The organism is Nocardioides faecalis (assembly GCF_018388425.1).
GTDB classification, from domain to species: Bacteria; Actinomycetota; Actinomycetes; order Propionibacteriales; family Nocardioidaceae; genus Nocardioides; species Nocardioides faecalis.
In genome coordinates this window covers 72,784-85,163 of record NZ_CP074406.1, presented here as the reverse complement: position 1 = coordinate 85,163, position 12,380 = coordinate 72,784, and the positions used below count along the sequence as shown (strand labels likewise).

Sequence of the window (12,380 nt, the reverse complement as noted above, 5' to 3'; positions counted from 1 at the left end):
CGAGCCCGCACCGGCCCACCTACGCTGGATCCTCGCGGCAGGCCCCGCGGGAGGGACACGCTCATGACCACCGGCCACCGCCTCGTACGGAACCACGGCCGTCGTGACGACGACGCCCCGATGCTGCCGTTCGCGACCGCGACCATGTACCTCAGCAGCGCCGCGATGCTGGGCGTCGGCATCGCGACCTGGAGCCCCGGCAAGAACCCGCGCTGGCTGATCGTGGTGCTCGCCCTCGTCGCCCTCGGCCTAGCGATCGCCGTGGTCGCGCTGCGCAAGCGGTTCACCCGCCGCCACGCCCTGGTCCTGGTGACGGTGCAGGTCGGTGCCATCTGCTGGCTGACCGACCACACGCACGTCGACCTGGCCGCGGTCATGAACGGCGCGGTGCTGCCGATCATCGGCGCGTTCTGCGCCTGGTTCCTGCACCCGCGGTGGGGACGCGCCGTGGTGTACGGCGGCACCGCCGTCTGGCTGGCGCTGATCGCCGAGCGCGGCGAGGCCCTGCTCGTCGGGTTCGCGCTCTCCATCGCCCTGCAGACCGTGCTGACCGCCGAGGCCTTCGCGGTCGTGCACCGCCGGGTCGACCGGCTCACCCGCATCGACCCGCTCACCCTGCTGCCCAACCGTCGCGACATCATCGCCCACGCCGAGCGCGAGTTCGAGCGGGCTCAGCGCCGGGGCGAGCCGTTCACATTGGTGATGATCGACATCGACGGGCTGCGCGATGTCAACAACAACCGCGGGCACAGCGCCGGCGACGACATGATCCGGGACCTGGCCGCGCATTGGCGCTCGCGGCTGGACCGGCAGCAGCGCATCGGCCGGATCGGCGGTGACGAGTTCGTCCTCGTGCTGCCCGGCGTGCCCGAGGACGGTGCCCGCGCACTCGTGGCGCGCCTCGTGCAGGACTCTCCGTCCCCGTGGTCCGCGGGTGTGGCCAGCGCCCGTCCCGGCGAGCCGATCGACCAGCTCGCCGACCGGGCCGACCAGGACATGTACGCCGCCAAGCACGCCCGCTCCGGTGCGCACCCCCACTCACACGGCGGGCGCGGGCCCGATGAGGCGGCGCGGGCACCGGGCGCGACAACAGAGCCGGTGGACGGGACAGCGGACCCGGCGGGCGCGGCCGGCCCCGGCGACACCCCGGCGGTCGTGGCGTTGCGCCGCGGCCTGCGGGCGCGTCAGGCCTGGTGAGCCACACTGACGCCATGACCAAGACCATCCTGATCACGGGCGCCTCCAGCGGGCTGGGCGCGGAGATGGCCCGGCAGTTCGCCGCCCGCGGCCACGACCTGGCGCTCGCGGCACGTCGTACCGAGCGGCTGGCGGAGCTGCGCAGCGAGATCCTCGCCGCCCACCCGGACCGCCGCGTCGCGGTGCACCCGATCGACGTGACCGACCCCGACGCGGTGTTCGCCGGGTTCGGTGCGCTGCGCGAGGAGCTCGGCCGGCTCGACCGGGTCGTCGTCAACGCCGGCCTCGGCAAGGGCGCGAAGCTCGGCACCGGCCGCTTCGACGCCAACCTGGAGACCGCGATGACCAACTTCGTCGGCGCGCTGGCGCAGACCGAGGCCGCGATGGAGGTCTTCCGCGCCCAGGAGGCCGGCCACCTGGTGATGGTCTCCTCGATGTCGGCGCTGCGCGGGATGCCGTCGTCGATGACGACGTACGCCGCCACCAAGGCCGGTGTCGCGCATCTCGCCGAGGGCCTGCGCACCGAGCTGCACGGCACCCGGCTCGCGGACAAGATCAAGGTGACGGTGCTCTACCCCGGCTACATCCGCTCGGAGATGAACGCCCAGGTCGAGCAGTCCACGCCGCTGATGGCCTCCACCGAGAAGGGCGTGGCCGCGATGGTCGCGGCCATCGAGAAGGAGGTCGGCTCCGCACACGTGCCGCCGCTGCCGTGGGCCGCGCTCGCCCCCGTGATGCGCCACGCCCCGCTCGGGGTGCTGAAGAAGATGATCTGAACCTGCTCGGGCGCTCCGCCTCCCAAGCGAATTCGTCGTGATCTCGCCGATTTCCGACAAATCCGCTTGGGAAGCGGTGCGCCACAGCAGCCTCAGGTGTTCTGCGGGAACCCCAGGTTCAGCCCGCCGTGGGAGGGGTCGAGCCAGCGGGAGGTGATCGCCTTCTCCCGGGTGAAGAACTCCACGCCCTGGGGGCCGTAGGCCTTCGCGTCGCCGAACAGCGAGGCCTTCCAGCCGCCGAAGGAGTGGTAGGCGACCGGGACCGGGATCGGCACGTTGATGCCGATCATGCCGACCTCGACCTCGCGCTGGAAGCGGCGGGCAGCGCCGCCGTCGTTGGTGAAGATCGCGGTGCCGTTGCCGTAGGGCCCGGCGTTGATCAGCGCCACCCCGTCGGCGTACGACGCCACCCGCACCACCGACAGCACGGGCCCGAAGATCTCGTCGGTGTAGACGGTGGAGTCGGTCGGCACCTTGTCGATCAGCGTGGGACCGAGCCAGAACCCCTCGCTGGCGCCGTCCACGGAAACGTCGCGACCGTCCACGACGACCTCCGCGCCGTCGGTGGCGGCGACGTCGAGGTAGCCGGCCACCTTGTCCCGGTGCTCGCGGGTGATCAGCGGACCCATGTCGCAGGCCCGGCGGCCATCGCCGATGACCAGCTTGCCCATCCGGTCGCGGATCTTGGCGATCAGCTCGTCGGCGATCGGCTCGACGGCGACCACCACGGACACGGCCATGCACCGCTCGCCGGCGGAGCCGAAGCCGGCGTTGACCGCGGAGTCGGCGACCAGGTCCAGGTCGGCGTCGGGCAGCACCAGCATGTGGTTCTTCGCCCCGCCGAGCGCCTGGACCCGCTTGCCGTGCGCGGTCGCGGTCTCGTAGACGTACCGCGCGATCGGGGTGGAGCCGACGAACGAGATCGACGCGACGTCGGGGTGGGCGAGCAGCGCGTCGACGGCCTCCTTGTCGCCGTGCACGACGTTGAACACCCCGTCGGGCAGACCGGCCTCCTTGAGCAGCTCGGCCATCCAGTTCGCGACGCTCGGGTCCTTCTCGCTCGGCTTGAGCACCACGGTGTTGCCGGTGGCGATCGCGATCGGGAAGAACCACATCGGCACCATCGCCGGGAAGTTGAACGGGCTGATGATCCCCACCACCCCGAGCGGCTCCTTGACGGAGTAGACGTCGACCTCGGTGGAGACGTTCTGACTGAACGCGCCCTTCGCCAGCTGTGGCATCGCGCAGGCGAACTCCACGACCTCCAGGCCGCGGGCCACCTCCCCGGCAGCGTCGGAGAGCACCTTGCCGTGCTCGGAGGTGAGGATCTGGGCCAGCTCGTCCTTGCGGGCGTTCAGCAGCTCGCGGAAGGAGAACATCACCTGCTGGCGGCGCGCGATCGAGGTCTGCCCCCAGGTCGCGAACGCCGAGCGGGCGACGCCGACGGCACGGTCGACGTCGTCGGTGCTCGCCAGCCGGACCTGCTTGGTGACCTGGCCCAGGGCCGGGTCGTGCACCGGGGCGGTGCGGGTGGAGGCGCCGGGGTCGTTGCTGCCGGCGATCCAGTGGTCGAGCACGGGCAGGTCGGTGGCGGTGGCGCTGGGGGTGTCGGTCATCTCAGAGCTCCTCGTCGAGCAGGGTCAGGACGTCGTCGTACGCCGCCAGGGCCTCGGCGACCTCGTCGTCGGTGACGACACAGGGCGGTACGACGTGGATGCGGTTGTCGGAGGTGAACGGGATCAGCCCGCGGGCGAGCAGCTCGGTGCGGGCCTTTCCGATCAGCGCGGCGGGCAGCGGAGCGCGGGTGGTGCGGTCGGCGACGAGCTCGAGTGCCCAGAAGACGCCGGTGCCGCGGACCTCGCCGATCACCGGGTGCCGCTCGGCGAGGTCGGCCAGGCCGGGGCCGATGACGTCGGCACCGATGCGGCGGGCGTTGTCGATGATGCCCTCCTCGCTCATCGCGTCGATGGAGGCGACGATGGAGGCGGCCGCCAGCGGGTGCCCGGAGTAGGTGAGCCCACCGGGGAAGACGCGCTCGTCGAAGGTGGCGGCGACCTCGCCGCTGATCAGCACGCCGCCGACCGGCACGTAGCCGGAGTTGACGCCCTTGGCGAAGGTGATCAGGTCGGGCACGACGTCGTGGGCGTCGAGGGCGAACCACTCGCCGGCCCGGCCGAAGCCGGCCATCACCTCGTCGAGGATCAGCATGATGCCGTGCGTGTCGGCGAGCTCGCGCACGCCGGCCAGGTAGCCCGGCGGCGGGACCAGGACCCCGGCGGTGCCCGGGATCGTCTCGAGCAGGATGGCGGCGATGCTGGTCGGGCCCTCGCACTCGATCACCCGGCGCAGGTGCTGCAGCGCCCGCTCCCCCTCCTCCTCGGGCGTGGTGGCCCAGAACTCGGAGCGGTACAGGTAGGGCCCGAACACGTGCACGTGGCCGCGGGAGTACTCGTTCGGCACCCGGCGCCAGTCGCCGGTGGAGACGATCGCCGCACCGGTGTTGCCGTGGTAGGAGCGGTAGGTGGAGACCACCTTGTCCCGGCCGGTGTGCACCCGCGCCATCCGGATCGCGTTCTCGTTGGCGTCGGCGCCGCCGTTGGTGAAGAACACCTTGTCCAGCCCGCCGGGCGCCCGCTCCACGATGCGGCGGGCAGCCTCACCGCGGGTGAGGTGCGCGGTGGCCGGGGCGACGGTGGCGAGCGTGGTGGCCTGCTCGGTGATCGCCGCGACGACCTTGGGGTGCTGGTGGCCGATGTTGACGTTGACCAGCTGGCTGGAGAAGTCCAGGTAGCTGCGACCGGAGTGGTCCCAGACCCGGGTCCCGGACCCGCCGGCGAGCACCATGGGGTGGAGCGCGCCCTGCGCGCTCCAGGAGTGGAAGACGTGGCTGCGGTCGAGCTCCACCGCACGCGCGTCGAGATCGCTGCTCTGCTGGACCGTCACCTTCGTCGGCCTCCTTCTGTGGGGGTGGGTGGTGGCCCCGGGGCACGGCGGGTGGCCGCGCCCCGGGACCGCCGCGGTACTAGTTGCCGCCCTCGGCGAGCTCGACCTCGATCGGCTTGTAGCCGGCTCCGGTCGTGTCGACCTCCTCACCGAGCTCCTCGATCGCCTTCTCGATGAAGGTGTTGTCGTAGGCGCCTGCCGGGGGCTCGGCCGTGATCAGCTTCTGGCCCTGCTCGTTGGTCGCGCTGAGCGCGCCGTCGACGGTCTTCTTCCAGGCGGCCTCGTCGATGACGCCGATGCCCTTCTCGGCCGGCCAGATCAGCTTGTTGGTCTCGTTGGTCATCCACAGCTCGTGGCTGGGACCCCAGCTGGAGCCGGCGGCGACGGTGATGTCGGCGGCCTTCTCGGCGTTGTCGCGGGCGTAGGCCCAGCCCTTGACGACGGCCTTGAGGAACTTCACCGTCCGGTCGGCGAACGCCTCGTCCTCCAGGCACTTGGTCTCGGCCCAGATGGCGTCCTGCAGCATGGCGCCGTCGGTGTCCTCGTAGGAGATGACGTTGAAGTCCTCGGGCGTGTACAGCTTGCCCGTCTTGGGGTTCTTGGTCTCGAGCAGCTGCGCGTACTCGTTGTAGGTCATCGCCTGCGCGGCGTCGATGTCACCTTGCAGGAAGGCGGTCATGTTGAAGTCCTGGGTGACGATCTCCACCGACTTGGAGTCGAGGTTCTCGGCCGCCATGGCGGCGAAGATCTCCCACTCGTTGCCGAATCCCCAGGATCCGATCTTCTTGCCCTCGAAGTCGGCGACCTCGTCGATCCCGGAGTCGGCCATGGCGACCTGCAGCGTCCCGGAGCGCTGGAAGATCTGCGCGATGTTGGTCAGCCCCGCGCCCTGCTCGATGGAGCCCAGCACCTTCGGCACCCAGGCGATCGCGTAGTCGACGTCGCCGGAGGCCAGGGCGTCCTGCGGCACGATGTCGCCGCCGGAGGGGATGATCTCGACGTTCAGGCCCTCGTCGGAGAAGTAGCCCTGGTCGAGCGCGGCGTAGTAGCCGGCGAACTGGGCCTGGGGCAGCCACTGCAGCTGCAGCTTCACGTCGTTGCCGACGTTGCAGCCGCTCGCACTGGTCTTGTCGTCGCCCTCGTCGTCGCTGCCGCAGGCGGCCAGCACGGTCGAGGCGGCGAGGGCGAGGGCGGTGGCCGCCAGCCCTCGGCGCAGGGAGAGGTTCATGTGGGTTCCTTTCGGCGGGGGTGGAGGAGGCCGTACGCCGTGCGACGCTGCAGGCGCGGACCGGCCGATCGGAGCGCACTCATGTCGCCGCTCCGGTCGGTAGGCGGTGCTGCACGAGACGTTCGAGCAGCACGGTCACGACGTACGCGACCAACCCGAGAACGATGGCGGCGCCGACATAGGCCCACGCGCGGGCGTAGGCACTCGTGGCGGCGCTGGTGGAGATGAAGCTGCCGAGACCGCCGCGCGGTCCCCCGAAGTACTCCGCGACGAGCGCGGAGATGACGGCCAGGGAGCTGGCGACCCGGATGCCGGTGAGCACGAACGGGGTGGCCGAGGGCAGGGTGAGCACCCGGAACCGCTGCCAGCCGCTGGCGGCGGTGGCGTGCATCAGGTCGCGGTGCAGCTGCGTGGTCTGGTGCAGGCCGCGGGCGCTGTTGACGTAGACGGGCACGAAGGCGGCGATCGCGGCCACCACCCGGCGTCCGTACTCGCTGTCGGCGCCGTACATCGCGTTGAGCACCGGGGCCAGCGCGACGATCGGCACCACCGCCAGGCCGGCGACGACCGGTGCCACCATGCCCTCGGTGAAGCGGACCCAGGAGGTCACCGCCGCCAGCAGGACGCCGGCGAGGGTGCCGGCGAGCAGCCCGATCGCGGCGTTGGTGCCGGTGATCATGAACGCCTCGCGGATGACGGTGCTGTTGGCCTGCCACTCCTCGGCGATCTCCGCCGGCCCCGGCAGCAGGTACGGCGAGACGCCGACCACCGACACCAGGAACTGCCACAGCGCGAGACCGAGCACGCCGACCAGCACCGGGGCCCCGATGCGCAGCGCGAGCCGGCCGGACGGCCTCATCGCAGCTCCCGGCCCTCGCCGGCCACGGGGGCGCCGTGCAGCACCTCGCGGACCTCGGTGACCCGGGCGAAGAAGGCGGGGTCCTGGCGCAGCGCGTCGTCGCGGGGCACGTCGCGACCGATGCCGGTGACGACCTCGCCGACGACCCGGCCCGGGCGCGGGGACATGACCACGACCCGGTCGGCGAGGAAGACGCCCTCAGGGATCGAGTGCGTCACGAACACCACCGCGGCCCCGGTCTCCACGCTGATCCGGGCCAGCTCGGCCTGCATCCGCTCACGGGTCATCTCGTCGAGGGCGCCGAACGGCTCGTCCATCAGCAGCAGCCGGGGCTGCTCGGCGAGCGCGCGGGCGATGGCCACCCGCTGCTGCATGCCGCCGGAGAGCTGGTCGGGGTGGTGCCCGGCGAAGTCGCTGAGCCCGACCATGTCGAGCAGGTGTGCGACGCGCTCCTTGCGCTCGCGCCGGGAGATGCCGTGCAGCTCGAGTGGCAGCGCCACGTTGCGGGCCACGGTGCGCCACGGCAGCAGCCCGGCGGACTGGAAGGCGATGCCGTAGTCCTGGTCGCGCCGCGCCCGGTCGGGGGACTTGCCGAACACCTCGATGCTGCCGGAGGTGAGCTGCTCGAGGTCGGCGACCAGGCGCATCAGGGTCGACTTGCCGCAGCCGGACGGGCCGAGCAGCGCGACGAACTCGCCGGCGCCGACCTCGAGGTCGACGTCGCGCAGCGCCTCGACCACGCCCTGGCGGGTGCGGAACGTCTTGGTCACCCCGCGCGCCGACACCGCCGCGCTCGTGCCGGTCGCGGCGGCCCCCTCGGCCCTCCTCTCGGCCGGGCCGCCGGCGGCGTCCGCGGGAGTCGGGGCGGGCGTGGGGGTGCTCAGGTCGCTCATCGCGCCTCTCCTCGGCGGTAGGGGCGCAGCAGCACCCCGATGACAGTGACGATGCCGCCGGCCACCAGGCCGAGCGCGATGGCTCCGAAGATCGGCGCCCACGCCTTGGCGGGGTCGCCGGATGCCTGGCCGGCCAGGGAGACCAGCATCCGGCCGATGCCGTCGAGGAAGCCGGTGGAGACCTCCGCGACCACGGTGCCGACCACCGCGCTGGCCGCGCCGAGCCGCAGTGCCGGCAGCAGGTAGGGCACCGCGGAGGGGATCCGGACCCGCAGCAGGGTGGACCACCAGCCGGCGGCGTAGGCGTGGAACAGGTCGGCGTGGATCCGGCTGTGCGCCTGCAGGCCGCGCAGCGCCCCGACGGCGACGGGGAAGAACGCCAGGTAGGCGGCGATCACCGCGACCGAGAGCCACGGCGGCCACTCCCAGCTGCCGATCTGCATCCGCGAGCCCCAGCTGCGCACCACCGGCGCGAAGGCGATCAACGGGATGGTCTGGCTGAGGATGATCCAGGGCAGCAGCCCCCACTCCAGCACCCGCAGCCGCGCCATCGCGACCGCCAGCAGCAGCCCGACCGTGGTGCCGACCAGCCAGCTGACCCCGGCGATGCCCAGGGAGACCACCGCGGCGTCCAGCACCGAGCGCCACAGCGGGTCGGCGCCGGGCATGCTCGTGGTCGGCTCACCGAGGCGCTGCACCATGTCCCACACGTGCGGCATCGCCAGGTCGGTGGTGCGCGGCAGCACCCGCTGCTCACCGACCAGGACCCCGTTCTCGGGCACCAGCGCCTTGTAGCCCTCCCACGCCCCGACCAGCGCGACCAGCCCGAGCAGCGCCAGCCCGATCGCCCGGACCCAGCCCAGCACGCCGGGCATCCGGCGCACCCGGACGTCGAGCGCGGAGGCCACCGAGGTGGCCTCGCCCGGAGCGGGGTCGAGGACGGTCTGGGTCACCGGCGCCTCACACCCTCCCCCGCCGCAGGAACACCCGGTTCATGCCTTGGCCGTCACGTGCTCGCGCAGCTGCGGGATGATCGACTCGCCGTAGACCCGCAGGGTCTCCTCCTTGTTGTCGTGCTGGAGGTAGACAGCGAACTGGTCGACGCCGATCGCCTTGAGCTCGACCAGCTTGGCGATGTGCTGCTCGGGGGTGCCGAGGATGCAGAACCGGTCGACGATCTCGTCGGGCACGAAGTCGACGTGGTCGTTGTCCGCCTTGCCGTGGGTGTTGTAGTCGTAGTCGGTGCGGCCCTTGATGTAGTCGATGAGCACCTCGGGGAAGTCGGCGTCCTCGCCGTACTTGGCGACGATGTCGGCGATGTGGTTGCCGACCATGCCGCCGAACCAGCGGGTCTGGGCGCGCATGTGCTGCCACGACTCCGGGGTGTCCTCGCCGACGTACGCCGGGGCGGCGACGCAGAAGGTGATCTTCTCGGGGTCGCGGCCTGCGTTCGAGGCGGCGGTGCGGACCTGCTCGATCATCCACTTCGCCACGTCGATGTCGCCGACCTGCAGGATGAACCCGTCGCCGACCTCGCCGGCGGTCTTCAGCGCCAGCGGGCCGTAGGCGGCGATCCACACCTCCAGCGCGGAGGTCCGCGCCCAGGGGAACTGCAGCTTGGAGCCGTTGTGCTCGACCGCGCGGCAGTTGGCCAGCTCGCGGATCACGTGGGTGGCCTCGCGGACCTGCTTGAGCGTGGTCGGCGCGCCGTTGAGCACCCGGACCGCGGAGTCACCGCGACCGATGCCGCACACCGTGCGGTTGCCGTACATCTCGTTGAGGGTGGCGTAGACCGAGGCGGTCACCGTCCAGTCCCGGGTGGCCGGGTTGGTCACCATCGGCCCGACGATCACCCGTCGGGTCTCGGCGAGGATCGCCGAGTAGATGACGTACGGCTCCTGCCACAGCAGGTGGGAGTCGAAGGTCCACACGTAGTCGAACCCGTGCTCCTCGGCCTGCTTGGCCAGCCCGACGGTCCGCCAGGCGGGGGGATTGGTCTGCAGCACGACGCCGAAGTCCATCTGCTTCCTTTCGTTGGTCCCGAGGAGGTGGCGCAGGCGCCCGGCGGTCACCGGGGCAGGGGCCTTAGACGAGGTACTGCGTCAGGTCGCGCTTGAGGAACCGGCCGTGACCCTTGCGGCCCTTGAACTCGCCGTCCTCGACCAGCACGGTGCCGCGGGAGATGGTCACGTCGACGTGGCCGTCGATCTCGAATCCCTCCCAGGCGGAGTGGTCCATGTTCATGTGGTGGGTCTTCTCCACCCCGATGGAGGTGTGCCCGTTCGGGTCGTAGACGACGATGTCGGCGTCCGCGCCGGGCTGGATGACCCCCTTGCGTCCGTAGAGGCCGAACATCCGGGCCGGGGTGGTGGCGATCAGCTCCACCCACCGCGGCAGGGTGATCCGGCCATCCACGACCCCTTGGTAGAGCAGGTCGACACGGTGCTCGATGGAACCGATGCCGTTCGGGATCGCCCGGAAGTCGTCCTTGCCGAGCGTCTTCTGGTCCTTCATGCAGAACGGGCAGTGGTCGGTGGAGACCATCTGCAGGTCGTTGGTGCGCAGGCCCTGCCACATCGCCTCGAGGTGGCCGTCGGTCTCCGAGCGCAGCGGCGTCGAGCAGACCCACTTGGCGCCCTCGAACTCGCCCCACTCCTCGCTGCGGGCGCCGAGCTGCTTCTCCAGCGAGAGGTAGAGGTACTGCGGGCAGGTCTCGCCGAACACGTTCTTGCCGTTGTCGCGGGCCCACGCCAGCTGCTGCACCGCCTGCTTGGCGCTGACGTGCACGACGTACAGCGGGGCCTCGGTGACGTCGGCCAGCATGATCGCCCGGTGGGTGGCCTCCTCCTCCATCTGCCAGGCCCGGGCGATGCCGTGGAAGTACGGCGACGTCTTGCCCGACTCCGCCAGCTGGGCGGCGAGCACGTCGATCGCCGGGCCGTTCTCGGCGTGCATCATCGTGAGCAGGCCGGTCTCGCGGGCCTTCTGCATGGCGCGCAGGATCTGCGCGTCGTCGGAGTAGAAGACGCCCGGGTAGGCCATGAACAGCTTGTACGACGTGATGCCCTCGTCGACGAGGCGCTCCATCGCCTTCAGCGACTCCTCGTCGACCCCGCCGATGATCTGGTGGAAGCCGTAGTCGACCGCGCAGTTGCCGCCGGCCAGCTCGTGCCAGGCCGCCAGCCCGTCCTCGACGCGCTCGCCGTGGCGCTGCACCGCGAAGTCGATGATCGAGGTGGTGCCGCCCCACGCAGCCGCCACCGTCCCGGTCTCGAAGGTGTCGGAGGCGTAGGTGCCGCCGAAGGGCAGCTGCATGTGGGTGTGCGCGTCGATGCCGCCGGGGATGACGTACTTGCCGGTCGCGTCGATGACCTTGTCCGCGGTGATGCCGAGCGCCTCGGCGGTGCCGGGGGCGAGCAGGGCGGTGACCTTCTCGCCGTCCACCACGACGTCGGCCTGCGCGGTGCCGGTCGCGTTGACGACCGTGCCGCCCTTGATGATCAGGTCGGGCATCTGGAGTCCTCTCCCCTTGCTCGGCGTCAGGCCCGCGCGATGGCGGTGTAGGAGTCCGGCCGGCGGTCGCGGTAGAACTGCCAGTCGTCGCGCATCTGCTGCACCATCGCCAGGTCGAGGTCGCGCACCAGCAGCTCCTCGTCGGTGGACGAGCCGCGCTCGCCGACGAAGTTGCCGCGGGGGTCGATGACCTGGGAGGTGCCGTAGAAGTCGACCGCCTCGTCGCCGTACTCGTTGTCCTCGCGGCCGACCCGGTTGGGCTGGAGCACGAAGTAGCCGTTGGCGACCGCCGCGCACGGGCCCTCGACCTCCCACAGCCGGTTGCTCAGCCCCGGCTTGGTGGCGTTGGGGTTGAACACGATGTGCGCGCCGTTGAGGCCCAGCTCGCGCCAGCCCTCGGGGAAGTGCCGGTCGTAGCAGATGTAGGTGCCCACCTTGCCGACCGCGGTCTCGAAGACCGGGTAGCCGAGGTTGCCGGGGCGGAAGTAGAACTTCTCGTAGAACTTCTCCAGGTGCGGGATGTGGTTCTTGCGGTACTTGCCGAGGATGGTGCCGTCGGCGTCGACCACCACGGTGGTGTTGTAGTAGACGCCGGTCTGCTCCTCCTCGTAGATCGGCAGCACCATGACCATGCCGAGCTCTTTTGCGAGCGCGGCGAAGCGCTGCACGGTCCGGCCGTCGGCCGGCTCGGCGTAGCGGTAGTACTTCTGGTCCTGGGTGATGCCGAAGTAGGGGCCGTAGAAGAGCTCCTGGAAGCACATCACCTGCGCTCCGTCGGCTCCTGCGTCCCGGGCGAACTTCTCGTGCTTGTCCAGCATCGAGTCCTTGTCACCGGTCCAGGTCGTCTGGCTGATGGCGGCACGAACGACGGTCATGATGCACCTCCGCGAGGGTGTGTTCGGGTGCCCGAGGTTTCGTTATCCTGCGGGTTGAACATTTCGCTTCGATTTCTCCGCTGTCAAGGATCACTG

Annotated in this window: 11 protein-coding genes; 2 read left to right on the top strand and 9 right to left on the bottom strand. The window is 70.9% G+C overall.

The annotated features are described in order from the left end of the window. The first annotated feature begins 63 nt into the window (after positions 1-63). Together KG111_RS00390 and KG111_RS00385 are read left to right on the top strand one after the other, a co-directional pair. Entirely contained in the window at positions 64-1,197 is a 1,134-nt protein-coding gene (locus KG111_RS00390; RefSeq protein ID WP_205291177.1) for a GGDEF domain-containing protein, read from the top strand. Between the two features lie 14 nt (positions 1,198-1,211). Further along, positions 1,212-1,973 carry an SDR family oxidoreductase gene (locus KG111_RS00385; protein WP_205291178.1) on the top strand — a complete coding sequence of 254 codons (762 nt, stop codon included), beginning with the start codon at positions 1,212-1,214 and terminating at the stop codon, positions 1,971-1,973. 92 nt (positions 1,974-2,065) lie between these two features. Here the strand turns inward: KG111_RS00385 and KG111_RS00380 are convergent, their stop codons facing one another. From KG111_RS00380 to KG111_RS00340, 9 genes are all read right to left on the bottom strand, one after another. Next, a complete protein-coding gene (locus KG111_RS00380) occupies positions 2,066-3,589 on the bottom strand; it encodes a CoA-acylating methylmalonate-semialdehyde dehydrogenase (RefSeq protein ID WP_205291179.1) in 1,524 nt (507 codons plus the stop codon). 1 nt (position 3,590) lies between these two features. Beyond that, positions 3,591-4,916: an aspartate aminotransferase family protein gene (locus tag KG111_RS00375; RefSeq protein ID WP_205291180.1), complete on the bottom strand. Its 1,326-nt coding sequence runs from the start codon at positions 4,914-4,916 to the stop codon at positions 3,591-3,593. A gap of 79 nt (positions 4,917-4,995) precedes the next feature. Beyond that, positions 4,996-6,144 (bottom strand): ABC transporter substrate-binding protein, encoded by a 1,149-nt coding sequence (locus KG111_RS00370; RefSeq protein ID WP_205291181.1) that lies wholly within the window; start codon positions 6,142-6,144, stop codon positions 4,996-4,998. A 79-nt stretch (positions 6,145-6,223) separates the two neighbouring features. Further along, a complete protein-coding gene (locus KG111_RS00365) occupies positions 6,224-7,003 on the bottom strand; it encodes an ABC transporter permease (protein ID WP_205291182.1) in 780 nt (259 codons plus the stop codon). Further along, positions 7,000-7,896 (bottom strand): ABC transporter ATP-binding protein, encoded by an 897-nt coding sequence (locus tag KG111_RS00360; protein WP_205291183.1) that lies wholly within the window; start codon positions 7,894-7,896, stop codon positions 7,000-7,002. The genes KG111_RS00365 and KG111_RS00360 overlap by 4 nt, the downstream gene beginning before the upstream one ends. Next, positions 7,893-8,849 (bottom strand): ABC transporter permease, encoded by a 957-nt coding sequence (locus KG111_RS00355; protein WP_249666230.1) that lies wholly within the window; start codon positions 8,847-8,849, stop codon positions 7,893-7,895. Before KG111_RS00355 ends, KG111_RS00360 begins: the two co-directional genes overlap by 4 nt. Before the next feature lie 39 nt (positions 8,850-8,888). Further along, positions 8,889-9,968 (bottom strand): TIGR03842 family LLM class F420-dependent oxidoreductase, encoded by a 1,080-nt coding sequence (locus KG111_RS00350; protein ID WP_249666229.1) that lies wholly within the window; start codon positions 9,966-9,968, stop codon positions 8,889-8,891. Positions 9,969-9,981: 13 nt separating this feature from the next. Beyond that, on the bottom strand, positions 9,982-11,409 hold the full coding sequence (gene hydA / locus KG111_RS00345) for a dihydropyrimidinase (RefSeq protein ID WP_205291184.1): 1,428 nt from the start codon (positions 11,407-11,409) through the stop codon (positions 9,982-9,984). A gap of 26 nt (positions 11,410-11,435) precedes the next feature. Continuing rightward, a complete protein-coding gene (locus tag KG111_RS00340) occupies positions 11,436-12,284 on the bottom strand; it encodes a nitrilase-related carbon-nitrogen hydrolase (protein ID WP_213450016.1) in 849 nt (282 codons plus the stop codon). Positions 12,285-12,380 lie beyond the last annotated feature (96 nt).